This window comes from Aequorivita vitellina (assembly GCF_022008365.1).
In the GTDB taxonomy this organism is placed as follows: domain Bacteria; phylum Bacteroidota; class Bacteroidia; order Flavobacteriales; family Flavobacteriaceae; genus Aequorivita; species Aequorivita vitellina.
Genome location: NZ_JAIRBA010000004.1, coordinates 1 through 26,466 on the forward strand (window position 1 = coordinate 1; position 26,466 = coordinate 26,466).

21 protein-coding genes and 1 pseudogene are annotated in these 26,466 nt (G+C 35.1%); 17 read left to right on the top strand and 5 right to left on the bottom strand.

Translation table 11 applies throughout. The features are described 5' to 3' along the window. The 14 genes and pseudogenes from K8089_RS02795 to K8089_RS02860 form a co-directional block, all read left to right on the top strand. Window positions 1–120: pseudogene (locus tag K8089_RS02795) on the top strand (peptidoglycan-binding protein LysM); the annotation flags it as partial. 89 nt (window positions 121–209) lie between these two features. Next, entirely contained in the window at window positions 210–1,016 is an 807-nt protein-coding gene (locus tag K8089_RS02800) for a hypothetical protein (protein ID WP_237601754.1), read from the top strand. A 9-nt stretch (window positions 1,017–1,025) separates the two neighbouring features. Continuing rightward, entirely contained in the window at window positions 1,026–3,827 is a 2,802-nt protein-coding gene (locus K8089_RS02805; protein WP_237601755.1) for a hypothetical protein, read from the top strand. A 12-nt stretch (window positions 3,828–3,839) separates the two neighbouring features. Then, complete coding sequence (locus tag K8089_RS02810) at window positions 3,840–5,255, top strand: hypothetical protein (protein ID WP_237601756.1); 1,416 nt, start codon at window positions 3,840–3,842, stop codon at window positions 5,253–5,255. A 28-nt stretch (window positions 5,256–5,283) separates the two neighbouring features. Then, a complete protein-coding gene (locus tag K8089_RS02815; protein WP_237601757.1) occupies window positions 5,284–8,049 on the top strand; it encodes a PAS domain-containing hybrid sensor histidine kinase/response regulator in 2,766 nt (921 codons plus the stop codon). A gap of 111 nt (window positions 8,050–8,160) precedes the next feature. Next, window positions 8,161–8,877 carry a sensor histidine kinase gene (locus K8089_RS02820; protein WP_237601758.1) on the top strand — a complete coding sequence of 239 codons (717 nt, stop codon included), beginning with the start codon at window positions 8,161–8,163 and terminating at the stop codon, window positions 8,875–8,877. Window positions 8,878–8,888: 11 nt separating this feature from the next. Next, window positions 8,889–9,524, top strand: a complete 636-nt coding sequence (locus K8089_RS02825; RefSeq protein WP_237601759.1) for a response regulator transcription factor — start codon at window positions 8,889–8,891, stop codon at window positions 9,522–9,524. Between the two features lie 404 nt (window positions 9,525–9,928). Continuing rightward, window positions 9,929–10,579: a hypothetical protein gene (locus tag K8089_RS02830; protein WP_237601760.1), complete on the top strand. Its 651-nt coding sequence runs from the start codon at window positions 9,929–9,931 to the stop codon at window positions 10,577–10,579. 294 nt (window positions 10,580–10,873) lie between these two features. Then, window positions 10,874–13,921 (top strand): Eco57I restriction-modification methylase domain-containing protein, encoded by a 3,048-nt coding sequence (locus K8089_RS02835; protein WP_237601761.1) that lies wholly within the window; start codon window positions 10,874–10,876, stop codon window positions 13,919–13,921. A 3-nt stretch (window positions 13,922–13,924) separates the two neighbouring features. Then, window positions 13,925–14,245, top strand: coding sequence for a hypothetical protein (locus K8089_RS02840; protein ID WP_237601762.1), 321 nt, complete (start codon window positions 13,925–13,927; stop codon window positions 14,243–14,245). A gap of 83 nt (window positions 14,246–14,328) precedes the next feature. Next, entirely contained in the window at window positions 14,329–14,511 is a 183-nt protein-coding gene (locus K8089_RS02845; protein WP_237601763.1) for a hypothetical protein, read from the top strand. Further along, window positions 14,511–15,083 (top strand): ABC-three component system protein, encoded by a 573-nt coding sequence (locus tag K8089_RS02850; RefSeq protein ID WP_237601764.1) that lies wholly within the window; start codon window positions 14,511–14,513, stop codon window positions 15,081–15,083. The genes K8089_RS02845 and K8089_RS02850 overlap by 1 nt, the downstream gene beginning before the upstream one ends. Next, window positions 15,080–15,592: an ABC-three component system middle component 5 gene (locus tag K8089_RS02855; RefSeq protein WP_237601765.1), complete on the top strand. Its 513-nt coding sequence runs from the start codon at window positions 15,080–15,082 to the stop codon at window positions 15,590–15,592. Before K8089_RS02850 ends, K8089_RS02855 begins: the two co-directional genes overlap by 4 nt. Beyond that, entirely contained in the window at window positions 15,585–17,489 is a 1,905-nt protein-coding gene (locus tag K8089_RS02860; RefSeq protein ID WP_237601766.1) for a hypothetical protein, read from the top strand. Before K8089_RS02855 ends, K8089_RS02860 begins: the two co-directional genes overlap by 8 nt. A 37-nt stretch (window positions 17,490–17,526) precedes the next feature. Here K8089_RS02860 and K8089_RS02865 read toward each other — a convergent pair whose 3' ends face one another. Further along, complete coding sequence (locus tag K8089_RS02865; RefSeq protein ID WP_237601767.1) at window positions 17,527–17,685, bottom strand: DUF3871 family protein; 159 nt, start codon at window positions 17,683–17,685, stop codon at window positions 17,527–17,529. Between the two features lie 229 nt (window positions 17,686–17,914). Further along, complete coding sequence (locus tag K8089_RS02870) at window positions 17,915–18,121, bottom strand: helix-turn-helix transcriptional regulator (protein ID WP_237601768.1); 207 nt, start codon at window positions 18,119–18,121, stop codon at window positions 17,915–17,917. 172 nt (window positions 18,122–18,293) lie between these two features. Between K8089_RS02870 and K8089_RS02875 the strand changes: the two genes are divergently transcribed. Next, window positions 18,294–18,701 (top strand): helix-turn-helix domain-containing protein, encoded by a 408-nt coding sequence (locus K8089_RS02875; RefSeq protein ID WP_237601769.1) that lies wholly within the window; start codon window positions 18,294–18,296, stop codon window positions 18,699–18,701. Between the two features lie 246 nt (window positions 18,702–18,947). Here K8089_RS02875 and K8089_RS02880 read toward each other — a convergent pair whose 3' ends face one another. Beyond that, complete coding sequence (locus K8089_RS02880; RefSeq protein WP_237601770.1) at window positions 18,948–21,419, bottom strand: S8 family peptidase; 2,472 nt, start codon at window positions 21,417–21,419, stop codon at window positions 18,948–18,950. Between the two features lie 3 nt (window positions 21,420–21,422). Further along, on the bottom strand, window positions 21,423–22,400 hold the full coding sequence (locus K8089_RS02885; RefSeq protein WP_237601771.1) for an AAA family ATPase: 978 nt from the start codon (window positions 22,398–22,400) through the stop codon (window positions 21,423–21,425). Window positions 22,401–22,987: 587 nt separating this feature from the next. Here K8089_RS02885 and K8089_RS02890 point away from each other — a divergent pair. Then, complete coding sequence (locus K8089_RS02890) at window positions 22,988–24,796, top strand: HEPN domain-containing protein (RefSeq protein ID WP_237601772.1); 1,809 nt, start codon at window positions 22,988–22,990, stop codon at window positions 24,794–24,796. A gap of 320 nt (window positions 24,797–25,116) precedes the next feature. Next, window positions 25,117–25,464, top strand: a complete 348-nt coding sequence (locus tag K8089_RS02895) for a hypothetical protein (protein ID WP_237601773.1) — start codon at window positions 25,117–25,119, stop codon at window positions 25,462–25,464. 56 nt (window positions 25,465–25,520) lie between these two features. On the opposite strand, the gene K8089_RS02900 is transcribed toward K8089_RS02895, so the two are convergent. Continuing rightward, entirely contained in the window at window positions 25,521–26,447 is a 927-nt protein-coding gene (locus K8089_RS02900) for a DUF5694 domain-containing protein (protein WP_237601774.1), read from the bottom strand. Window positions 26,448–26,466 lie beyond the last annotated feature (19 nt).

A 26,466-nucleotide genomic window follows, 5' to 3' on the forward strand; every position in this document is an offset into this window, starting at 1 on the left:
GCAGTGGTTTTAGAACTAGATTATTTAATTCCTGCAGCTAAATCTTCATCTTCTGATATCTTAGGAAAACCAGCTGGTACTTATACCCAAACGGTTACCTATACTGCTACCGCACTATAATTTCGGTTTTAACGCATAAAGATTCCCTAGATTACATTTTTAACGTAATTTTGGGAATCTTTCTTTATTACTAAAAACCCATAAACCCTATGCGTACCTACTTGCATTATTCTCTTATTTTATTCTTTTGTACTTGCTTCGGCCTATCAACTTTTGCACAAGGAATTTCTATGTCGCCAACACGACTTTTTTTTACTGGCAATCCTGGTGAAACCGTAAGCCAACCCGTAGTTTTAAACAATAACTCTGAAGTTGACTACATTTTCAACATAAACACAAAAGACTGGAAACGAGAAGAAGACGGAAACAAAGTGTACTTTGAACCTGGCACTCTAGAAAATTCGAACGCTACTTGGATCTCCACCACTGAGTCATCCGTAAGCCTTCCAGCTAAAAGCACTAAGGAAATTATTATTACCATGAAAATTCCTGCGGACGCTTCTACTTCAGCCGTAACAAATAGCATGTTATTTTTTACTCAGATTGGTAAGCAAAAAGACAAAGCGGAGTTACAAAATGGAATCGGGATTATTGCTTTGTTTGAATTTGGTTTGCACGTGTACTGCACCCCACCAAACAACAGCACCTTGAGTTTAGAGATTATGAGTATTGAGGAGATCTCTGATGAAAATACTACTTCACGAAAAGTTGCAATTGGCATTGAAAACGACGGCAACGTAATAAACGACGCCACTGTAGAATTAGAATTTACAAATACTGAAACTGGTGAAGAAATTAAGCTTGAACCAATCAATATATCCATGCTTCCTGATACAAAGCAAATTGTAAACTTTAACGTACCCGAAGGACTATCAGGAACTTACTTGGGAGTTGCCATTGTAAAAATGGCAGGCACCAACGATTTACGAGTCGGTGAAAAGACCTTCGCGTTTTAAAAACTACAATTGATATCCCCAAACTGCATATCGTTACTTATCCTAAAAAACACAACTCCAATTTTGGTGTTTGTGCTTTTCGGCATTTTTAATGGGTATGCTCAAGATAAAAGTCAATTAAATTTTTATTTTGAAAAAGATTCGGTTTCTGTAAAACAGGGTCAAAGTTTTATAAATTTTATTGTTCTAAAAAACAATAGCGACAAGGAGATTAGGATTGAAAATTTGGAGCCTCAGGATACCTATCCCGGTTTACTCCTTTCACCAAAAACCAGCTATACCTTAGTAAAGGGTGACGCCTTAAAACTGCCCATCAAGTTTTTAGTAAACACCGATTTTATGAAAATGAAATCGGAAACAATAACCTATCAACTCTCCTACTTCGTTGAGGGAAAAAAAGAAAACATAGCAGCTTCGTTTTTTATTGAAAGAAACGAAGAGAAGCAGATTGCGCTATATTCCTTTACGCGCGAAAACTATATTGATCCCTCCCAGACCGAATCTACACTTTCGTTGTTTGTTGAAAACAGAGGTTATTCGCAACGTTCTATTAAACTTACTTTTCAAGGCATTCCAGATGGGCTGGAAATTCGACCAAAAGAAATTATACTCGCTCTTGAAGGACAGGAAAAAAGAATGGTGGAATTCAAGGTGACATTACAGCACCAAGGATCCTTTTTCCCAGATTACAATATAAACGTAAAGGCTACCGATTTAATTGACAACGAAGATGTAGGCAACACCTACTTACGATTAGTTATTCTTTCTAATAATAGGCAAGTTATGCGCGGACCGGGTGCCGAGATGGGGAAAAATTTTATAGAAGTAGGTTACAACGAACAGAGCAGTGGTTTTAATTATTTACAAGTAAAAGGCAACTCAACGTTTTCATTAGGAAAAAACACACGTGCCACGTTCAATTTGGCAACCGATTATTACTTAACCGAAAACCAATACAATCTGTACGATACTTGGTTTGAAATAGAGAAAAAGAATACCGTATACCGTATTGGAAATGTGTACGCAAACGATTATGATTATTCCGCTTCGGGGAGAGGCGGTTTGGTAAGCACCAAGATTGGCGAGAACAAGATGGTTGAAGTATTTGGTCTTGACAACAATTACAACCTTTACGGCACTTATTTTCCGGAGAATGAAGGCTCTAAAATTGCAGGTGCAAAATACAGTTTTGGTGAATCAAAAGGCTTGCACGGAAAAGCTTCGTATATTTTTGACCATAATCCGCGTTTAGATACCGATACGCAGGTTGCCAGTTTTGCTTCTGCACTTAGTTTAAATTCACAAAACAATCTGAGTTTAGAAACGGGTATAAGTCATGAGAGAGGACTCGTAAATGACGATGAAAATATTGGAATTAGCGCTGGCTTAAATTATCAAACAAATTTTGGCAGATGGGAATTCCAGTCTATAAACGATATTGCCAGTAGCAGTTACGCGGGCTTAAACCGCGGTTCGCTTAATTTTAATCAGAATTTGGGGTACAAAGTTTCACGTATTGCGCGTTTATTTCTACAGTATCAAAACTCGCAAGTACAGCCCGAATATTTAAGTTTTCAGGAGGAGGATGTAACCATAAACATACCAAGGGAGTATCCTTATTATTATTACAGTACGCAATCGGTAAAAACAGGAACGCAGTTTTCGTTGGCTAATTGGAACTTTACATTTTCGCCGCAAGTAGAAAAACAAAAAAGCACTTCTTCTACTTTTTCACACGAATTACTTGCCTACCGTTTTGGCACACGAGTAGGCACTTCCTTCAGCGGACAAAGCATCGATCTTTCGGCAGAATATTCGTACTCCATCCCTTCAAATAACAATGGCTTTCACAGTTTAAAAACGAACCTTTCCTATAGGTTCGGAAGTTTTTCGGTAAATGGCACTGCCCAATACAATCCAAATTCCATAATGGATTTAAATAATTACACCCAAGAAGATAAAGATTTCTTTAATTACAGTGCATATGCTTCCTATAATTTTCACACTATAAACAACACCTTTACAGGTTCCATTGCAGCGGGAATTAATTTTTCAGAACTATACAACAACACCAATAAAACGGTTAATGGAAACTTAGAATATAAACTCAACCGAAGTTGGTCTGCCACGGCATACGGCAATTACAATCAATACAATTCTACTTTAAATTTGGGGTACAGTGGAGATAACTATCAATTTAGGCTAGGAATTAAAAAATACTTTATTAAAGCTACTGCGATGGGTAACCACAATCTTAATTTGCAATTATTTATCGATAAAAATTTCAACGGTATTAAGGATGCTGATGAAGTTGTAATGGCTCACGAAACTGTTAAATTAGACGACTTTATTGCAATTACAGATAAAAATGGAAAAGTTCGGTTTTCAAATGTACCAAAAGGAAGTTACACTTTAAAAATTAATGAAACCGCTGGTTTACGAATGGTTACCGACCCAAGCATTTTAATAGACAGCAACAAAACGCTTAAAATTGGATTGGTAAAAAAGAACAAAGTAATTGGTAAATTGGTAGAGTTAAGGCAGCAATATGATAAGCTTGCCACATCGGTACGTGGGGTTGTTGTTTACGCGAAGGACAGTGAGGGCAACATAACGAGTACCGTAGTTGATCAAAACGATACTTTTGAATTATTTTTAGGCAATGGCAGGTACACGATTTATATTCAAAACAACAAGTACGAATATGTAAATGCTTCGCAAAATGTGTTATTGAAAAATGAAACAAATCCAAAAACCTTAACTTTTGAATACAAAAAGAAGAATACTGAAATTAAGGTGAAGAAATTTTAAAACATTGAGGATATGAAAATTTACAATTGGTTTATTTTAGGAATTTTAATATTCTTTGGTGCATCTCAGGCTGTAAATGCACAGGATGTAAATATTGTGGTGCCAGAATTAAATATCTTTAACCGTTCAGAATTTCTCACGATTCAAAATGTAATGTATGCCCAAAGAAATACAAAGTGGCAAAAACACAATGACCCAACTATGTGGGCCTTAAGCAGTCAGAATTTTTCGCATACGACACACTCGGGAGTTTTCTTACCTAATGCTGTACTTCACTGGCAATTTAATAGCATTGGGGGAGAAGATGCGCCGCTCCAAGGCAAAGACGGGTTGCCTGGTTTTCAGCATTTCACTACAAGTCCACAGGCGTGGTATTTTCCACACCCTTCAGGAAGATATAACCAAGGAAATATAACCTTCAAATTCAAAATGCCTGCGGATGTCTTTTTAAATAATACGTTAGTCGCTGGAAATTATTCATTGGCTATCGGGCAAAATTATGACGACGATTTTACTCCGGCTTCCTTTAATGTAGTTATTTCCGTTCCAAAAGCCATTTGGTGGCTTACTGCCAATAATTCTGTTTATAGACAAATAAATTCGCTAAATCAATATAGGTCTGGGGGTCCACAAGTACAAGCGAGTTTGGGCGATTTTGTAATAGGAAACACTGTAGATTTTAAGTTGTTTGGAAAAAGCGCCTCTTCCACCATTCAGTTTACCTCTTCAAAAGGAGTAGAGGGAACGCGTAATGTCTCAATTATCAACCTTGGCGGGAATAGTCCTAAAATTAATACGTTACCACTTTCCGAAACATGGAAAGATTTTACCCCGTCAGATAATTTTAATGTAGAAAGTGGCAATAGGAATGAATTTCGACTAAAAGCATCCGTATCAAAATCAGACTTTAACACGCATTTTTTTGAAGCGGGAACGTATAAGTTTCAGATCAATTTGAATGCTAAAAGTACAGACAACAGCACTGGGGCTCAACAAAACATTGACTTTACAGTAAACGTTGTACCACTTTCTGAAATAACCATTCCCACCTCTGGCAGTTCCGTAAATTTTAATTTTAATACGATAGAACAATATCAAAATGGGCAAACGCAAACAATTGCCAATCAATTATTGATTTCAAACAATGAAACCTATGAGCTTAACGTTAAAACAGATGTACCATTCTTTCGGAAGTCTGGGGTGCAGTCTGATATTCCTTCAAGTATTTTAGAAGTAGGGGTAGAAGGAGGCTCACAAAATGTGGCATTATCTACTACTTCCCAAAAAATTATCAACAACGGTACACCGGTACTCGACAAGAACTTAAATATAAAATATACCATTTCAGCTCTTGCTGCCCAATCGCTGGTAGCAAAAGAAAAAAGCACCTACTCTATTAACGTTATATACAGTTTTACTGCCCTATAAAGGCTGCCCCAATTAACTAATGAAAAAGATGAAAATAGTAAATCCAAAAAGTAATCCAGACCAAGATAAATCAGTCGTTAAGTTAAATATGCTCAAAAAGCGCTATGCCGAAGTTTTTGACTATTTGCTTTTTTCGGTTTCAGAAATGATCGATATGCGTTTATGCACCATTACTATCAGAGACGAAGACCAAGCATTTGTTATTGCCGCTAATGACGATATCAATAAGGAGATAAGTGTGCTTAATGCTGCCGTAAAAAACAACTTAAAAAGCACGGATAAAGATATGGATCTGGCACCCCATACGGTAACTTCATTTGATGTGAAATTTTATGAATCACTCCCAATTTTAGATTCCGAAAACGCCCGTATTGGGAGTCTAAATATCTTTGATGATAAAGAAAGAGTTTTAACCGATTTGGATAAAAGCTTTTTAAAAAAAGCGGTTGATCAAATAAACCGATGGGTAGCGAGTAAAGAAAAGGAACAGCGCTTAAGAAAACACGACAATTTATTTCAGCTCTCTAATGACTTGATTGGGATTGCTTCTTTTGAAGGAAACTTTGTAAAGATAAACCCCGCCTTTTCAAAAACACTGGGATGGACAAATGACGAAATATTGCAATCGCCCTTCAGCAATTTTTTACACGAAGACGACAAAGAGGAAACAGCGCTTGCAATGCAGAACCTATCTTTGGGCAAGTCTGTTGTTAATTTCACCAATCGTTATAAAACAAAGAAAGGAGGCATAAAGTGGATAGAATGGACCAGCACCCCAGATATAGAGGCCGGACTTATTTTTACCATTGGCCGTGATGTTACCGAATTTGTAACAAGAGAGCAGCTACTCAAAAAAAGCGAGGAAAAGTATCACAACCTATTTGATAATATTCAGGGTATTTTAAGCATTCACGATTTAGACGGTAATTTTATTGACGTAAATGAAGCGGGCTTGGCAGCCACTGGCTACAGCCGAAAAGAGATGCAGAATTCTTCAATTTACCAATTAAGACCAGCTGAAAATCGCGATGAAATAGACGCCTATTTAGCAGCGATTCAGGAACACGGAAAAGCGTCGGGCGAAATTTCAATTGTAAAAAAATCTGGAGAAAAGGCCATTTGGTATTTTATGAGTGCCCTAGATGAAAACGAAGCAGGAACGAAACTGGTTTTAACCAACGTAATAGATATTACCGAGCGTAAAAGAATGAGCAATGAGCTTATTCAAGCCAAGGAAGCCGCTGAAGAAGCCTATAAAGCGAAATCGGAATTTGTGGCCAATATGAGTCACGAAATTCGCACCCCTTTAAATGGGATTATCGGGTTTACCGAACTTGCGTTAGCCACGAATTTAGACGACACCCAGAAACAGTATTTAGAAATTATCAATCAATCGGGAGTTTCGTTATTCAGTATCATTAACGACATTCTCGATTTTTCAAAGATGGAAAGCAACAATATGAAGTTGGCCATTGACCGTATTGAAGTGGAGGAGGTAGTGTCAGAGGCATTCAATATTGTTTCGTATGGCATAAACACAAAGGGCTTGGAAATGCTTTTAGACATAGACCACAAAATACCCAGATATATTTGGGCAGATGCTATGCGCTTAAAGCAAATTTTGGTAAACCTATTAGGCAATGCTTTAAAGTTTACCGAGAAGGGGGAGATAAAACTATACGTTAACATTTTAGAAGATTATGGCAACAATAAAATGCGTTTGCGTTTTGGGGTTAGCGATACAGGTATTGGAATTCACAAAGACAAGCAGCAAGAAATATTCAATGCATTTTCGCAAGAAGACGGCAGTATTACCAAGCGTTTTGGCGGCACGGGGTTGGGTTTATCTATTTCAAACAAGCTATTAGCCTTGGCCAACAGCACCCTGCAATTGGAAAGTGAACAAGGGAAAGGCAGTAACTTTTACTTTGACCTTGAATTTAGGGTAGAAGACGAACCGTTAGAAAACGGTCTAGCAGATATTAAAAGGGTTTTGATTGTTGATGACAATGAGAACAACAGAAAAATTTTAAGACGCATGCTGGAGATAAAAAACATTGAAGTTGAAGAAGCCGACAGCGGATTAAAAGCTTTGTTGGTTATGCTAGACAAGCCAGAGTTTGACGTAATTATCATGGATTACCACATGCCTATTATGGACGGTCTGGAAACAATTAGAAAGATAAAGGGGCTTCAACCTGCCGAAACCCAGGAGCAGCCATTTATTGTGTTGTACAGCTCTTCAGATGACGACCAACTTCAATCTGCCTGCGACGAATTGGAGGTTACAAGCAGGCTGGTAAAACCCATTAGAATGAAGCAGATGTACCAAACCTTGGGACGTCTTAAAAATATTTCAGAAGAAAAATCGCCGGTTATAGAAGATACGTTTTCTGTACCTGCTACCTGCGATCTCAAGATTTTAGTAGCCGAGGACAACGATGTAAATATGCATTTAACAAAGCTATTTTTACAAAGTATTGTTCCCAATGCTGTAATTATTGAAGCCACAAATGGCGAAGAAGCGGTTGCAGTATATAAAAAGGAACTTCCAGATTTTGTTTTAATGGACGTACAAATGCCCACGATGAATGGTTTAGAGGCCACCCGGCAAATAAGAGCATCGGAAGCCCACGTAGAGGTACCCATAATTGCGCTTACCGCGGGTAGTCTTCCGGGTGAAAAAGAAAAATGTCTAGAGGCTGGAATGACCGATTTTATAACAAAGCCGCTATTAAAACAGACGTTGAGCAATATGCTTTCAAAATGGTTAGGCGAAAAAATAATGAACTAAGACGGATGCCAAATAAATTAAAAAAAATTATTAGTATTGCTTTCCAATAGAAGTACATCTCTATAAAAAAGAGGGATTACGGGCAAAATTGAAAAATTATTTACTACGGAAATGAAAAAACTCACTGAAGAAATTGAACGTTTACACGAACAAAATGAACTAAAAACAGGATGGATTTCATTACTCACTCACGATTTTAAGGAAGCCTTTGGCAGCCTGTTGTGGACCATTGAAGCCGTTGAAAATGAAACGATAAGCAAAGACGATTTTTTTAAATTATTAGTTCAAATAAAAAAGGATACTAAAAAAAATCTTCAAACCATTACCGACACCAACCAATGGTTACGCACCCAAATGGATAATTTTGAATTAAAAAAGTCGGAGCTTTTAGCATTGGATATGTTTATAAAGTTAAGAAAGGAATTTGAGGGGAAATTGAATAAGAAACAAATCGATTTTCAATTTAAGGGAGATGAAAGTGTCATTTTTGAAAGCGATAAATTCTTAATTCATTATATTTTATCAAAATTTACAGACAATGCCATAAAATATTCACATAAAAAAAGCACTATCTATTTTGAAGTCGAAAAAACAGACAAATCTGTCGTTTTATCCTTAATTGACGCGGGTACGGGGATGACGGCTTCGACGCAAAAAACGCTATTTACATTTCAAAATCCTGTTTTTCAAGGCACTGAAAAAGAAAAAGGTGCTGGATTAAGTTTGCATGTTGCAAAAAATTTCGTATTATTGGTGCAAGGAAAAATAGAAGTTGAATCCACTGAAAATGTGGGCACAAAAATTTCTATGATTCTGCCCCTAATCTAAATTGAAATATTATGCATACTAGCACTCGCATTTTAGTTGCGGATGATCATGGTATAGTGCGTATGGGGCTGGTGCAAATTATAAAGCAGCTCCGGCCACAGGCTCTCTTATCTGAGGTAGACGATTACAAATCGCTCTCATCTCTTATCTCCCGCGAAAGTTTTGATCTTGTAATTCTAGATGTAAACATGCCCAATGGCACTTTACAACAAGCAATTGATTTTATTAAGCTGAAACAACCGGAATTAAAAATCCTTATTTTTTCTTCCCAAGACGAACATCTGTATGGTTTGCGTTATCTTAAAATGGGCGCACACGGATTTTTAAACAAGCATTCCAGCAAGGATAAAATTGACCGTGCCCTATACGCCATGCTTGAGGAAGGAAAGTTTATTAGCGAGGGAATAAAAGACACTATACTTTCAAACACTTTAAACAAGCCGCAAAAACTATCACCTTTAGAATCATTGTCTAACAGGGAGCTGGAAATTGCAAACAAATTGGTAGAAGGCTTACCGTTAAAAGAGCTTTCCAACCGTTTAAATCTTCATGCATCAACCATCAGCACCTATAAAAACAGGGTGTTCGAGAAATTAAAAATTCAATCCATTCCCGATTTAGTGGAAGTTTTAAAAATGTACGCATAAACAATAGCAAGTATTTTGTTTGCAAAACATACACCTTAGCTTTTATAATATTACTTTGGTTTTATACCGAAGTAATATTGTAAAAGGAGGGTTAATTATTGGCTATTTTTAAAAAGGGGTAGCTGCCGTTGAGGCTTAAACTATTCTTCTTTAATTCATAATATTACATCACTCATTTTTCCAAACACCCCACAGGTTACACACACGCGATAGCGGCAAATATTCAGGCTTCTTTTATGGCTTAACATAGGAGTATCTAGGGAGTATAGTCGGCTTAGAGTCGGCATTGGGTCGGCATGCTGTCGGCATTGGATCGGCTTTAGGTCGGCATGGAGTCGGCTTAGAAATTTGTTTTTAGGGAAGAAATGCATTATATTCACCTAATAATCAACAAATTGTGTGCCATGAGAGGATTCAACTACGAAAATAATAAAAATAATCCAAGAATCTCCAAAAACTCTGACGAAATGACTTTATGCAGTGTTTTTGTGAAGGAATTTAAGATTGGGTTACATCCTATTCTGAAGTATTATAAGGATGGGACGCTGCATCAGCGGTTAATGTCATTATTTATGGCCATCAAGGCCGTAGATCCTAAATCGGCTCCCGGCAGTTTAAATGTAGGCGAAGGATTGCGGACCTTAAAAGGACAGTTACTACTGCGGCAATTTGTTTTCAATCGCAAATTGGGGATACGGCAGCAGTTAGGGAATCCAGAGGTTAACGAGACGGATTTTTCATTGTCATGGTCGGATTTTGACCCCTCCTCTATCAGGTTTCCCAGTAGTGCAACCCATTTTGAGCTTCAATATTTGGTACTTACCTACGACAACAAGCGCAATATTTTCACCACTTATACTGCAGTTCCTGTGCGAAGAGCCAGAAAGGATGAATGGGAGGTGTTGGAGTTGCGAACGGAGAAAGCCATAGTTAAGAAAAAGGGCGTTCAATATTTCTTGGCAATAGGGTTGCGATTTTTAGAGATTCTCGGGGAGGAAGAATATCCGTTATTGGGACAAAATGCGGTGGGGATTGAGGTATTGGGGGTTTATTGATTTGTTAATCCGTTAATTGGTTGATTTATGATTGGGTGGTGCTTTTGGCAAAGGGGTGTTAATTGGGGATTTGTTGGGACTTGTATAGTGCGGCCATTGAAACTGGACCTCTTGTAAATTCCTTTAGTGATAGAATAATAAAGGTTTAATTTCTCAAAGTTTAAAGTGCCATTTCTAGGGCACTTGTTTAAGAGTTATATTCAGACGCCTTAAAAAATTTATAAAATCCTATTACGTTTTAAAACTAAGGTAAATTATCTATTTTTAACAATAAGTTATATCTAGATTATTGCGATGCCATTATTTCAAACAACGGTTGTTACTAAGTACCTCAAAACACAAGATTCAATAAAGCTTGCTGAAAAGTGGGAATTATATAAATCTCATTTTTTAAATCCTATTATTCAAGAGAATATAAGGAGCAGTAAGGAAGAGCAATACCAAGAAGGTTTTCTCCGGGATTTATTTGTTAAAATCCTGGGATATACTCTAAATCCTGAGCACAATTTTAATCTCACAACAGAACTTAAAAATGTAAAAGACAGCAAAAAAGCTGATGGTGGAATTATTATAAAAGACAAAGTCACTGGTGTAATAGAACTTAAAGGTACTAACACTACGGATTTAGGTAAAGTAGAGGAACAAGCCTTTGGATATAAAAACAACCAATCAGGTTGTATTTATGTAATTACCTCCAATTTTGAAAAGTTGAGGTTTTATATTGATAATGCCATTGAACATATAGAATTCAACTTATTTACCCTTAGTGAGGAAGATTTTAAATTGCTTTATTTGTGTTTAGGTTTTGAAAATGTTAAGAATAACATTCCCAAAAAACTGAAAGACGAATCACTAAGTCAAGAGGAATTAATCACTAAACAACTCTACAAAGATTACTCCCTTTTCAAAAGAGAATTATTCCAAAACCTCTGTGAATTAAACCCGCAGTTTGAGCCATTGGAGCTTTTCAAAAAATCTCAAAAGCTACTGGATAGGTTTTTGTTTTTATTCTTTGCGGAAGACAGAAACTTATTACCTCCTAACTCTGTTAGGGTGATTCTAAAACAATGGAAGCAGTTAAAAGAACTTGATGCTTACACTCCATTGTATGATAGGTTTAAAAAATACTTTGGGTATCTGAATACTGGTTTTAAAGGTAAACAATATGATGTATTTCCATATAATGGAGGGCTGTTTAAACCTGATGAGGTTTTAGATACTATTCAAATAGATGATGACCTACTCTACCAACATTCTTTTAAACTCTCAGATTATGATTTTGAAAGTGAAGTAGATGTAAATATCCTTGGGCATATTTTTGAAAACTCCCTTAATGAAATAGATGAGATTACAGCCCAACTAGAAGGAAAAACTATTGATAGGGCAGATACTAAGAGAAAAAAAGATGGTGTATTCTACACCCCCAAATACATTACAAAATACATAGTAGAAAATACCATAGGGAAGCTCTGTGAAGAAAAGAAAGCAGAACTTGATATAACAGATGAAGCATACCAGCCCGCTAAGCAAAGAAGTAGGAAAAGATTGGATAACCTCAGCATTTATAGAGATTGGCTATTACAACTCACTATATGTGATCCAGCCTGTGGTTCTGGAGCATTTTTAAACCAAGCATTGGACTTTCTAATCAAGGAACACAGATACATTGATGAACTCTCTGCCAAGTATAACAAAGATGCATTTGTATTAAGTGATGTTGAAAAAAGTATTTTGGAGAATAACCTTTTTGGGGTTGACCTAAATGAAGAATCTGTAGAGATAGCAAAATTATCATTATGGTTAAGAACGGCACAACCTAATAGGAAACTGAATGATTTGAGTGATAATATTAAATGTGGAAACTCTTTAATTGATGATGTAAGTGTTGCAGGAGATAGTGCTTTTAATTGGCAAAAGGAATTTCCTCAGATATTTGATAAAGGTGGATTTGATGTGATTATTGGGAATCCTCCTTATGGAATTTTTATAGATAATGCCTCGCAAGGTTATTTTGAGGAACATTTCCCATTGACGAATTATAAAATTAATCTTTATATCTTATTTATAGAAAGAATGTTACAAGTGTTCAACAGAGGAGTTGTTCAATTCATTATTCCAAAATCTCTTCTATTTAATTCTTACTATAAGCTAATAAGAGAGGAATTACTTCTTAAAACCCAAATAAATGAGATTTTTACAATTACAGAAAAGGTCTTTGATGATGCAGAAGTTGGAGGAAGTCTAATAATTAATTTTACCATTACTAATGAAGTTAAATTAAATCAAGAAATCAGATTAGCAGAAGCAAATAAAATTAATGATTTCATTTCCACAATAGGTCTTATAGAAAGTAATCAAAGACAAGATTTTTTCTTAAGCATTCCTAATTTTGAAATTTCAATAATTGACCAAAAGGCAGGCTCTATCTTAGATAAACTATTAAAATTAAAACCATTAAGAAGTTATTATAATCTTAAAAATGGATTAAATCCAGGGAATATTAAGCATATACTTATTTCTAATGAAAAAGGAACCCCTAATCATAAGCCTATTATATGGGGTAAGGACATTTCTAAGTATTTAATAAAATGGAGTAATGATTATATAAATTATGATGAAAACATAGGTGATACAATTAGTCTAGATGATGTTAAATCTAAACAGGGGATGAAAAAGCAAAATAGAATTGATTTTGCCTTGAGAAATCCTGAACTTTTTGAGAATAAAAAAATCCTAATAAGAAAAACAGGAGATAAACTTATTGCATCCCTAGATTCAAAAAATTTTTATTTTGATACTCTTGTTCACGGTATTTATAAAAAGGAAAATGGTTTAAATCTTGAATGTTTATTGCCTATTATAAATTCAAAATCAGCCACTATTTTTTATAGGATATTACACGATATACAAGGGAAAGTATTTGCTAAAATTAGCCTTGATAATCTTGGCTCCTTTCCTATACCAGAAATGTCAAAAGTAGATGTTGAAAGGTTAACTATTCTAGCTAATTCTCAAACAGAAAATATTACACTATTGGATGAGATGTCTACCAAAGTTCATAGAACTCTGCAAAGAGAATTTGAGCAATTAGCCAAACTTAGTAAAAAATTAGAAAACTGGTTTGAACTAACCTATGCTGATTTTCTAAAAGAACTCAAAAAGAAAAAAATAGAACTTTCTCTTTCTCAAAAAGCAGAGTGGGAAGATTACTTTTTAGCTGAGCAGAAATTAGCTTTGGAAATTCAAAATAAAATAACCTCAACAGATAAAGAGATTGATGCTATGGTTTATGAGCTTTATGGGTTGAGTGAGGAGGAGATTGGGATTGTGGAGAATAGTTAACAAATGGATATTAAGGAACTTTCAAATAAGCTTGATAAAATATTGGAACAGCAGGAACTTATCTTAAATAAATTAGAAAACAGGATAGTGTTAGAAAGTAACATACCTGCACTAAACTTAACGGTTTCCTCAAAACAAAAAAAAGAACAAGAACTGGAACGATGGGCTAAAAGTATGGTGGAAGAATCAATTGCATTACAGCCTCACAAAATAAGATTACAACGTCAATTCAATTTATTAGTGCCACCCCATAATAGTAGAATTAAAGCTTATTTGAAAACCAATGACCCTAAAGTATTTGATGGGTTGAAGAGGAATATTTGAAGAATTTAAGTAGATTTGAATTCTCCCCACGATTTTAAGCATTATTACAGATAGATGTTTATGTTTTAATTTAAATCAAAACCATGATTGAATTTATTAAAAATAATTTGGAATACATAGTTCCAATTGTACTAGCTCTAATTGGAGGTTCTTGGCTAGTTTACAAAAAGGTAGTTTCAAAGACTAATTCTAATGATGTTAAGCAAAAAAATATTCGCACAAAGTCTGGTGACGTGGTAGGTAGAGACAAAATTCAAAAAAAATAATGTCAAAAAAGGTACAACAGAAAAACATTCAGACTGAAAGTGGAGACGTAGTTGGAAGAGACAAAATTGTTAACTCCCCAAAAAAGATAAAGATTAGTCAAATAAGAAGATTATTTCAAGAATTATCAGAGGAATATGATAATAAAGATAAGATTGAAGAAATATGTTTTGAGTTGACAGAATATCAAATAGAAAAAGATGTTATTGGATTAGATGCAAAATTAAATGATGCTGGGTGTACTGAAAATTACATTGAAGATGCCGAAATTGTAAAACAAAAGTTTGCAAAAAAACTTTATCATTATCAAGAGTATCAATCTGCACAAAGAATTTTTGTTCTTCTTCTAGCACAAGTGTCTGAATTATTTAGAGCTAAAATATTGCCTCTACTTAATAGTGGAAAAGACGTAATAGAACTTCAAAATGACATTTATATTGAGATAATTAACCCTGTTTATGAATTGCTAAACAGAGAAGCATCTGAAGACAATGTATTATATCTAAATCAAGCAGAAATTAAAGGAATGGTTTATTACCTGACAGGTAGATGCCATATTAAGTGGGTAGCATGATTACATACAATGAAGCTTTTGACATAAATCACACTTTTTATAGAATCCTTCTATTATTAAATAAAATGGAGCAAGACTCTGTTGAATACGAACGCATTAGAATTTGGGATTTTTATATGGCATTTCCATATGAAATTGAAAACATCAGGTTTGGAGTTAAACCTGAAGACAGACAAATTAAAAAGCTTTTCCCAAAAAAGTATAATCCCTATAGAAAAATTATAAACCCAAGAAAACTTTTTGAAAGAATGAGCCCATACCAGTTGTCAGCTTTTAATAAGCTAGCATCTTATGGGATAATAGACAAAAGTTTTCATTCAACTGGAAGAATTAATGTTATAGATAGAAACAAACTGAAGTTAATCCTTGAGGATATGGACATTTCATTAGAAAATAGAGAGAGTAATGTTCTAAAAATTTTAACTACATATTTTTACAATATGGACTTTTATGGCAACAATGGTCTTAAAGCCCGCACTAATTTATCAGAATTTAAATACGATGAATAATCAATTAGTTTTAAATAGTCTAAAAATCTACACAAATTCTGGAAAGGTAGCTTATTATGAGAAATTTAAGGCTGGTATAAATATTATTCGCGGTGAAAATAGTAGTGGGAAATCCACAATTTCACATTTTATCTTTTATGTTTTGGGGGGTGCTTTCAATAATTGGGTAGATGAAGCACTTGAATGCAATAGTGTTCTAGCAGAAGTAAACTTAAATGGAATTATAGCAGTTTTAAAAAGAGAAGTTTCAACATCTTCAAATCAGCCTATGTATATTTATTGGGGAGCATTAGAAGAAGCCACCAAATCAACAGAGCCTGGTCACTGGACTAAATTTCCATATAGTGCAACGTCCAATAAAAAAAGCTTATCTAATGTTCTATTTGAAAAGTTAAACATTCCCACGGTTTATGGTGAAGCCAATATTACAATGCACCAAATTTTAAGGTTATTATATATAGACCAAGATTCTCCAACAAACTCTCTTTTCTTTTATGAACAATTTGACACCTCTCTTACCAGAAAGACAATAGCAGAACTGCTTTTAGGTATATATAATGAAAAACTTTATGAAAATAGATTAACCAAAAGGGAGCTAACAAAAAAGGTTGAAATACTTGAAGGAGAAATTAAGGGTATGAAGCGTCTCTCTGAAAACCCTCTTATGCTCCAACCCTCCCATCTTTTAGCAACAATTGATAGTTTAAGGTCCAATAAAGATAAAATTGCTGTTGAAATTGAAAATCTAAAGTCTAACAAAAAAAGAGCTGTATATACAAAAAAGTCAAAACTAGAATTTCAAGTACTTCAGAAAAAAGCCCTTGAATTAAGAAGGGAAGTAGAAGCTTTAGATGAAAAGATATTTTCTTTAGAATATGAAATTCAAGACACAACTTTCTTTCTTGAAATGCTTGAAAGCAAAATTCAATCAATAAAAAATTCCTTAAAGACTAAGGAGAGATTAAATGATTTCCCATTAGTATTTTGTCCTGAATGTCTTTCATCACTGGAGAAAACCAATGAGGACAACTGTGGACTCTGCAAACAGCCTTTAGAAAGTAAGAACGCTGCCAATGCTCTAAGTAAGATGCAACAGGAAATTTCTTTTCAAATAATTGAATCAAAACGAATAAGGGAAAGACAAATTAACGAACTAGCTGACCTTCGTGCTAAAAAGGAAAAAATGGATGCTGAGTTAACTACTTCTCAAAAAGCCGTTAACCATTCAATTGAAGATGTACAAAGTGTAAGAGACGAAAGAATTGACTCTCTTTTAGTGGAAATTGGAGAAATTGATGGGCAAATAATGCAGTTTACAACCTTACTTGAAACAGCAACTAAATTTCAGCAATTCCAAGATGACCTATTAAAACATAAGGCTAGACTTAAAGAATTAAACGAGGTAATTAAGCATCAAGAATTTGCTCAAAGTGCATTGGCAAATAGCACTTCAGAACAAATTGAAGAATTTGCTTTAGACCTTTTGCACGAAGATCTAAATAGAGAAGATGGATTTAAGGAAGCTGAATCTCTTAAAATTGATTACGGGAGTAATGCTATCTATGTAGATGATAGACAGAAGAGGTTTTCAGCAAGTTCAAATTTTTATTTAAAAAATACAGTGCGATTTGCATTATTTTTTGCAAGTCTTGAACTGCCGGAAATGAGGTTTCCTAGATTTATTTTATGTGATAACATGGAAGATAATGGGATAGAAGAAAGACGGGCTAAAAACTTTCAAAGATTAATAATTAATAAAGCTGAAGCGTATCCAAAAAAATCTTATCAAATAATATACACAACTTCTTATATACCCGAGGAATTTAATAACTCTGAATATTGTGTTGGAAAATTCTATTCAAACGAGGGTAATAATAAAACATTAAATATTTTTTAGTAAAGAAAAGTAGCCCAATAATTAAGCTAAGCTTCACTCAACTCAAAAACCAATGGTAGTTAGAATCACCCTTGATAGTTTGTACCAATCCATTTGCAAATTCAAAAGCATTTACATTCCTTTCTGAAAAGGTGTCAATATAACTGTTCTTATTAGCAGATAGATATTCCGGAGCAAGCTGACCTCCTTTAATCACTTTACAGTTTGATTTTGCTTTTTATTTGGCACATACACGTATGTCATAATGTTTTACAACATGCGGATGAAAATTATTTAATGTTTATTCCAATTATATAATTAGGTTCGTATTTCCAAATGTAACAAAAACACAAAACCACCAAGTACTGAAATCCGTAAAGGGCTTATGTGAATTGCTGAGTTTGTGTGAATAGGCATGTATATTGACAAATGCAGATTGAATGTTATTATTTTGTAGACACAAATAATTCCCTAATGTCAACATTTAAAAATTCTGAGATTTGATAAAAGATCTCTACAGCGGGCTGAACATCGTTGGTACACCATCTAGAAACCGTGGATTCCGTTTTTCCAAGATGTTGCGCTAAATCTTTGCTGGAAACGTTTTTTTCAGCCAATACAGCTTTAATACGATTGTAGTGAATTTTTGTCATTTAGTGAGAATAATTGTCATTTAGTGCAAATATAACGAGTCTAATCTTCTCGTATTTTTTATTAAATTATTGTTTCGTGCCATTTTCTTTCCTTTATATCGAATATAATTTCCTTAAAACAATAATTTATTGTATTTTAGCGAAAAGTAATTATGGTTTAATAGCAATTAATATGGACACTACAAAAAACCATATTGGCCAAAATATCAGACGTATTCGAGAGCTTCGGGGGTTGAAGCAGGATGCTTTGGGGTTTGAGCTTGGTATTAGCCAAAAACAGGTGTCGCATCTAGAACACCAAGAAAGCGTAGCAGAAGAAACACTTTTACAAATAGCCCGTGTTCTAGGAGTATCGCCCCATGTGATTACACTGTTTACCGAAGAAGCATTTATTAATTATTGCGAAAACTTCCTAAACCGCCCACAGGATGCTTTTGAAGTGGAGCCCCTCCATGAAGCTTCCCTTCACGCTTCACGCTTCGCACCTCACGATAAAATATTTGAACTTTACGAACGACTGCTACAAGCCGAAAGGGAAAAGTTGGCTTATGTGGAGAAGATTTTGGAGCATAAGCTATAGAACCGTAGTCCATTTATGACCCGTAAGTAACATCAAGAAATTACCACGGCCTATCTGCCTCGCAATGATCCTTCGACTCCGCTCAGGGCAGGCTGGTTATGTTCATTTTATCCTCCTTGTGAATGAATCTGTCTAGTAAAATATACCTCTCTTTTAATTTTTTATCAAGCCTATTGTTTTACCAAAATTTTATGAGGCTAACTTCAATATCGAGATTCCATTTTGCATAATATGTTCGGAAAGTTATTATTCTATTGATATTGGAATACTCACAGGTACAGGGATTTGAGCTAGAACATTATTGTAAATATCAATTTCTGTCGATTCTGTTTCAATGGAAACTATTAAGCTATAATCGACATCTGAGTTGTATCTCATTAGTTTTTTTCGATTTTTCCACCAGCCTCCAACTGGATAAATAGCAATCTTATTTCTCAATGCTAAGTCTGCGGCCGAACCTTCCCATAAGTCTTTATGAATACTTCCTTTATCTCTAACTTGACTGCCTAACAACCAATTTTCACTACCTTCTTGTACGTAATCATCTTGTTCTTCCTTAATAGATTTGCTAACACGAGCTTTAAATCTTTCTAAACCTTCATTTCTATCTATCATCTTAAATCTCAAACCATGTGATCTATATGATTGATCGCTTGCATATCTTCTATTTCCAGGATTAGGTTCGATAAAATATGACAATGTTATTTTTAGCGTTACATTCGTCTCTGCCAAATCAGTTAATATATCACTTGGCCAAGGCAAATCAAACAGGTGAAACTCATTCGTTTTTGCCCTGCTTTGTTCATATTTATAAGGTCTTAAAGACCTTTCCGCTATTAATGTTAGAGAATTTTCAGCACTATACTTCGCTTTGTTTAAATTTGGAATTCCATAGCCAATTTTAGATATAAGATTCCATTTTTCATCAGAACTTAAGTCACTAATATTTGAATTATTTAGAAGTGTGCTACTCCATTCAGCTGAATGTATTATTAAAGCCCTTATTGTCTCTGGTTTATAATTTGGATACATTTGATATAATTCAGAAGCAAATTTTGAAGCCAAAGCTACAGATGCACTTGTGTCTGAAAATGTGGTTAACCAAGATCTTCCCACACCTCCTACTCCTGTTGACAAAAGTTTTAACGAATCGTGATCTAGAATGCCTGAATTAAATATTCCATCATTTCCACCTTCAAATACAACATCTGGCTTACGAGGCCATCTTTTGTTCCATTTTAAAGAAGTAGAATTACAGGGAGCCATTTGACCTCTTTGCGCCAGTAACGCTGCTCCAGGGAATTCTTGAACATCTAACCTATCTTTATCTGTAAATGAACCCACGGTAATTGCATTAAATGATTGAGCAGGATCTTCAACGGAAAAATCTTCATTGGATATTGGATAATTTAATCTATCATTTAAGGGTAAATTACCTCCAGAAATTAAAATTAATGTATTATCATTTCTTTTATTTATAGTACCAAATAATTTTTGGTCTATTGCAGCTGACCAAGAGGATGGTCTGCCAAGGTATTCATTATTTGGAGCTGTTACAGCTAAACAAACGATTCTTTTAGATAATGGATTAATGATTTCAGCGCTTGCAATAGCTTCCAATGTGATATTACCATACAATTCAGGGTCATTTGCTGTACTAGCGTCTATTATTTTGATACTTTCTACATTATTCGTTATGTTAATGATTCCCGTATTACTCAACGGTTCATTTAAATCACCATATAAAATAATTCCTGCCATAGGAGTACCATGTCCATGTCTATATGAATCAGCAGTTGTCCATTCTGGATTTATAGAATCTAAATTCCTTGCAAGAATTAAATCTTTCAATAGTGGATTAGTTATATTAATACCGGTATCTAAAAGACAGACAACAACATTGCTTTGAGCTATTTCATTATTGATTCTATCTTTTAAATCTTCAATGAAGTCACCTTCCCACGTTTTATCCAAATTGGTGAAGAAATCTGAAGTTTCAATTGGTTTTCTTAATTCAGCTAGATTATCTTGATATAATAGAATACTAGCTAATTGATCAGATGTTCCTTTTACTAAACCAACAATATTTTCCGGAAACTCTAGTATTCTTTCATTAATGGTTAAGCCGCCATCCTTCAAATTATTTATAGATGATACAACTTCTTCTCTGCCTACATTACTATACCAAATTTCCCACCAAACCTCTTGACCTGATGCAGGGAATTCAATTTCTGGTTCTTGCCAAAAACTTTCAAGAGTTGCAGCTTTAATGCTTTCAATATTTGAAATTAAATTTTGATTGCGTGGTTTGCCTCCTGCTGTATCTTCATTTAAATATTGCTCAATTTTAATCAGGAAGTTAGAAACAGCTCTTTTGTTTAAATAAACAGCAATTTTATAGACAACTTGTTCTTTCCCATCTTCATTAGTTATAAATATGCCTTTGCATGAAGCAAGTCTAATATTATCTTCTGCATCTTCAAATCTGTCAAAAGTTAATTCAAAATCAATTGCCGATTCGAACTCAATATAGACGAACTCATAGTCAATATCACCTTCTGAAAATTCATTAACAGCATCATTAAATTCTTGTTGTATTTTTGATCCATGCTGTTGTCTATTTAATCGAGGTTTTAAATTGAAACCACCACCTCCATGTGTGCTATACGGAAAGGACGAGGTATGGCCATTTAAAAAAATATGATTTAATTGAGACATTTATTAGTAAGGCTTTTTCCTAGAATTTATTATTTCAGTTATAAATTCTAGATTGGATTTTTCCTCGCCATAAATAAGGATATTTTTCAGAAAGTCTTCGCAAACTCTTTTTAAGTCAGAAAAATTAAGACCTATAGATTGTTTAGACAGATTTAGCAGTATAGTATGTGAATCGGATAACTTATCGTTTAATTCTTTTTTATAAAATTGATAAATTTGCTCTTCTGTAGGTAGAGGATAATTAATTATATCATCAAACCTTCTGAATAGCGCCTCATCAAGATTTTCTGGCATATTTGTGGCAGCAATTATTAAACTATTTGACTCGTCCTTTTCAATTTGTAAAAGAAAGCTATTCAAAACTCTTTTTATTTCTCCGACATCATTTCCTTGATTTCTAGTTGTTCCTATACTATCAAATTCATCAAATAGATAAACAGCTCTAAATTCTTTCATTGTATCAAAAACTAAACGAAGTTTAACATTTGATTCTCCCATATACCTGCTTATTAGTCCATCAAGTCTAATAACAAATAAAGGAATTCCAAGCTCGTTAGATAACACCCTTGCGGTCATTGTTTTGCCACAACCAGGCGGTCCTGTAAGTAGTAATTTTTTTCTTGGAAATAAATTATGTTGCCTTAATTTTTCAATTTGCTTTTGTTCATCTAAAATTCTGATAATGATTTTTTTTAATTTATCATTCAAGACCATATCTTTCAATTTATCATCAGGTCTTGTAAATTCCAATAAATCATTCAGCTCCTTTTGAGCGGCATTTACTGGTAAGTTTTTTAAACTACTTATGTCAAGTTTAGACTTTCTTGAGTCTTTAATTAATTTCTTTAATTCTTCAGCTAACTCTTGACGACCCTTTCTCGCTTCTGCAGCTGCTATTTGCATTGCTGTAGCGTAGAATCGAGAATCGTCTCCATCACTAAAGGATTTAATTAAACTTTTGATTTGTTCTGCAGCTGCCATTATCTTATCACGCTATTTGCCGTAAAAATATACAAAAGTTTTATCATTAATTGATGCAAAACTGTAATATCAAAATTAAATCTATAAATAATTCCATCCTATACTTATCCCGCCACTCAGCTTCTGTCCCTTCCTGAAAACAGTGTTGCATTTATTTCATAAAGAAATTTCTTCCGTTGGATGCTTTTTGCAAGGCGGTTCCAATTATGTTTAGTATTTGCAACGTGGCTCTACAAATTATAAGTGTTTCTCTCGAGTCACTTTAATAGATTCACTACGCTAAACAAATCTATCACGAATGGAGTTGAATACTTTACGAAAAACCTTATGTAGCCTCCTGAAATTGCCTCGCTTCGAGTACAATGACCCCTTCGACTCCCGACTCCGCTAAGGGCAGGGTGGTTTTGCTCATTTTTGTTTGACGTCATTCGTTATAAATACACTCGGTAAAATATCCCTCCCATTTTGGTTTTTTACCAAGTCTATTGGTTTTTTATCCAGCCAAGCTTTTGCAACTTGTAGCTGTAAAAAGAGCGAGGAGCGAACGAACGAACGAACGAACAACGAGTCACAAAAAACAAAAACAAATGAGCTACAAACCCATTTCATCGCCGGTCCCAACACACCTACTACCAGAATCACTATTAAATGAGCTGATAGCTGAATTAAAACCACTGTTTATTTTTTGGGGAGAATTTATTGTTAATCCTGATGTTAGCATGCTTACCATTATTGTAAGTGAGTATGCATGCAATCCCAACACCTTTGAGAAAGCGGATGCTTTGTTGAAGGGCCACGCACAGCTGCGGCACCGGATATATACGCAAAGTTACGCCATGGAACAGATTGAGGTGGGAAACCTCTTTTTTATTGAGAATCTATTATTGGGCAGGATGGTGTATGGACAGCCGGAACTGGAATTCCCATTTATGACCCCTGCCCTCTGCCTAAACGATTTGATAGGCAGAAGCAAACGCGCTTTCGATAAGGAGCTAAAGAAGATTGATGCTTTTAATGAAGGAGCGAGTAGCCATTTTGAAAAGGGTCACTATGCCCAGAGCACTTTTGCCTACCACCAAACCATAGAACTACTATTTCGGACAGCGGAATGTGGTTTGATGGGAAGGAACAAAATTACCCATAGGCTTCGGGAACATCAGGCGTATTGTGACGGTTTTATTCCCGTATTGGCATCCTTCTTTGACCCAAATGCTGAGGAGGAGGTAGCGGTATTGAAGCTTTTGGATCAATCTTATTGTGCCGCGCGGTACCAAAGTGATTTTGAGCCCACCCTTGAAGCAATAGATATGTTGTATTACAAGACCGAGCAACTGTTTACTTTGGTGAAATCGGTATTCTATTTCACTTGGCAACGCTGTTTTGCGGCAAGCTATAAAAAAGATAAGGCAGATGAGAGAGGGGAGGAAATTCAAATAGAAGCGGAAGAAACAATCAATCTTACAACCCCTCAAAAAGTGAATACGGAGGAAACCGATACCCATACTACCAAAAGTGGCACCTACGAGACGGAAGACAAACTTTTGATAGGGGTAATAGAATTGATAAAAACAAGGTTGAAGGTTGATTCCGTTTTTCTAATTAGCAAGTACGAGGATCAACAAATGCTGGAAGTCTATTTGGAGCAGGCTGCATCATTGTTGCAAAATACTACCATTTATACACTGATGCTGGTTACTAATAAACCCGCACCATTAAGCCCTGCAGAAATTACGAATTTTATTTTTCAGGAAACAGCCCAAGATTGCAAGGTGTATTCAATTTTATTTACGGTGGGTGAGATTTTGAGAAAAAGGAGTTTTGGCAGCCACTTTTTGGAGCATATAATTACAGAGTCGAAATGGATTTATTATAAAAATGAAAAAGACTTGGGCTACAATCATTGCATATCCTACTACCCCAAGATTGTGACGGGAATTGAAAAGAAATGGAACAAAAAATACTCCCAAGCAGCACAATTTTTGGGTTATTTGGACACCTGCGAAATTAAATATAAAGAACCAAGAATCGAAATGATGTTGGCGCAATTGGTCCTTGAACAAGTTTGTTTAGGGCTGCTGCATGTATTTTGGGAGTTTAAGCCAAAGGAGTTTTCCCTGCCCTACCTCCTCCATCTGTGTAACCATTTTTCAAAAACGCCCACTACTATATTTCACAAAACCGATTACGAGAACCAACGCCTATACCATCTTATCTGCAATGCAAGGCGTGTATTGCGAAACAACAGAAACCCCCAAGTTAATCGTAATGATAGTGAGGGCGCCATAATTATGGCGGAGGAATTTGTGCGGCAGGCAAGAGAGGAGGTTGCTGCACATTTAAAGCACTTATGGGTTTTGGCGGAGGAGTATGAAAAAAGAAGGGCTTTACGGGTGTGATTTTTATACACTATATACGGGAAACTGCTATTAATGGCGGAAAATGTTTATTAAAAAGTTAGACGTGTCAGACTTAAGATGTAAGATACTTCGGCTTCGCTCAGCAACCGCCGCTTCGCTGAAAGACGTAAGATATAAGACTTGCTTTAAAAGGGTTAGCAATTAGGTTGAATTGATTAAGTATATTTTTTAGTTGTTAAATTCCGTGGTGAACCTTATAGCAAGCTATCACTTAATAAAAATGCTTTAAGCGCCTAACAGCTTTGACTGAACGAAATTTTGAAATATTTTAATTGGACACTACTGATAAAAAGTAAACAATGGAAACAAATAAAAGCGTAGCTAAAACGGATAAGGAAAAGTTGGCGGAAGCAATTGAACTTTTAAGTCCGAGAAAACGCCGACATTATAAAAGGGGCAATAATGTTACGATGCAGGAAGTAAGTTTTGAGGTAACGAGCAATGGGGAACTTCGCTATATTATTTCATGTTTGTTGCGGGTCTGTATTTTGGCGTTGGAAAATGAGGAAGGGTTTTGCTCTCCCCGATTGTCCTCATGTTCTGAGGATCTGACCATAGCCACAATCTTAGACTTAGCAGATTCATTAATGCCTGATACGCAATTGGATAGTTATGATGCTTTGGAGAAAGTATTGTTGGGAGGGTAAAGCACAGTAAGGGTTTTAGGTGTACTCACACTTTATGAGATAGTCCCATCCATTTTTTATTTATTTAAAAAGTTATTGGTAGCAACAGTTTTAAACTCGGGATTATCGTCAAAAAATTGATGCAAATGCCTTAAGTGTCCGCTTCCAAAAATGATTAAAATCCTATCATTATCCTCTGTTTGTTCTAGAATATTACGGTATATAAACAGGTTGCGCCTATACCATTCCGTTGCCAGTGCCACCCCAATATTGTTGAAATCAAAAGATCGCATTTGATAAAGAAGTCCATCAATTTCCATCTCCATTTCCTGATAACCAAACATCACATTTGCAGTGTCTTTTACGGTTATTGCTATGTTGTTATAATAGTTGTGGTTGTTTAAAATTTGTTGCCAGTCATTTAGATGAATCAAATTCTCCTTTACCGTATTTTCAGTAAAGTCTTTTTGACGTTTTTCCATTTGTTGATTGTATGCTTTATTGTATTCCTGGTACGATTCTATTGAAAGTGTATCTGAAATAAAATCTGCATAAGGCGCTAAAAACACTCCGGGATGGTCAACCGCTATAATTTCATTGATTCCCAATTGTTTTGCCAACCTAAACCCCAGCTGGTACACTTCGTTTTGTCCACCCTCAATGGCTTTTAATGTTAAACGACCGCTAGCATAAAGCGCAAACAAACTGTCCAATTTGGGTTGTTGGCCTGGTAGGAATTCGACAAATATTTTATGAGGCTTATATGCTGCCAACAAAGCAACTACTTCCTGGATTTCAGCCTGTCTCTTTTTTGTGAAATAATCATCGATTTCGAGATTATAGGTATCCATTCCTGGATTGTCAAAATGATATACCCCAAGAAGTATAGCTTCTTTGGAAGCCTTGTAAGAAAGTTGTGCTGATTTATTCTGACTTCTCACTTGATTGCTTCCCATTATCACCGCTGAAATTAGGAGGACTTTAATTAGTTGATTAGTATTCATAATTATATTTTTTAGATAG

Bases quoted from the DNA above. Each gene is read 5' to 3' on its own strand.
- K8089_RS02800 (WP_237601754.1), top strand. From the start codon at position 210: ATGCGTACCTACTTGCATTATTCTCTTATTTTATTCTTTTGTACTTGC.
- K8089_RS02810 (WP_237601756.1), top strand. From the start codon at position 3,840: ATGAAAATTTACAATTGGTTTATTTTAGGAATTTTAATATTCTTTGGT.
- K8089_RS02815 (WP_237601757.1), top strand. From the start codon at position 5,284: ATGAAAATAGTAAATCCAAAAAGTAATCCAGACCAAGATAAATCAGTC.
- K8089_RS02820 (WP_237601758.1), top strand. From the start codon at position 8,161: ATGAAAAAACTCACTGAAGAAATTGAACGTTTACACGAACAAAATGAA.
- K8089_RS02825 (WP_237601759.1), top strand. From the start codon at position 8,889: ATGCATACTAGCACTCGCATTTTAGTTGCGGATGATCATGGTATAGTG.
- K8089_RS02830 (WP_237601760.1), top strand. From the start codon at position 9,929: ATGAGAGGATTCAACTACGAAAATAATAAAAATAATCCAAGAATCTCC.
- K8089_RS02835 (WP_237601761.1), top strand. From the start codon at position 10,874: ATGCCATTATTTCAAACAACGGTTGTTACTAAGTACCTCAAAACACAA.
- K8089_RS02840 (WP_237601762.1), top strand. From the start codon at position 13,925: ATGGATATTAAGGAACTTTCAAATAAGCTTGATAAAATATTGGAACAG.
- K8089_RS02845 (WP_237601763.1), top strand. From the start codon at position 14,329: ATGATTGAATTTATTAAAAATAATTTGGAATACATAGTTCCAATTGTA.
- K8089_RS02850 (WP_237601764.1), top strand. From the start codon at position 14,511: ATGTCAAAAAAGGTACAACAGAAAAACATTCAGACTGAAAGTGGAGAC.
- K8089_RS02855 (WP_237601765.1), top strand. From the start codon at position 15,080: ATGATTACATACAATGAAGCTTTTGACATAAATCACACTTTTTATAGA.
- K8089_RS02860 (WP_237601766.1), top strand. From the start codon at position 15,585: ATGAATAATCAATTAGTTTTAAATAGTCTAAAAATCTACACAAATTCT.
- K8089_RS02870 (WP_237601768.1), bottom strand. From the start codon at position 18,121: ATGACAAAAATTCACTACAATCGTATTAAAGCTGTATTGGCTGAAAAA.
- K8089_RS02875 (WP_237601769.1), top strand. From the start codon at position 18,294: ATGGACACTACAAAAAACCATATTGGCCAAAATATCAGACGTATTCGA.
- K8089_RS02880 (WP_237601770.1), bottom strand. From the start codon at position 21,419: ATGTCTCAATTAAATCATATTTTTTTAAATGGCCATACCTCGTCCTTT.
- K8089_RS02885 (WP_237601771.1), bottom strand. From the start codon at position 22,400: ATGGCAGCTGCAGAACAAATCAAAAGTTTAATTAAATCCTTTAGTGAT.
- K8089_RS02890 (WP_237601772.1), top strand. From the start codon at position 22,988: ATGAGCTACAAACCCATTTCATCGCCGGTCCCAACACACCTACTACCA.
- K8089_RS02895 (WP_237601773.1), top strand. From the start codon at position 25,117: ATGGAAACAAATAAAAGCGTAGCTAAAACGGATAAGGAAAAGTTGGCG.
- K8089_RS02900 (WP_237601774.1), bottom strand. From the start codon at position 26,447: ATGAATACTAATCAACTAATTAAAGTCCTCCTAATTTCAGCGGTGATA.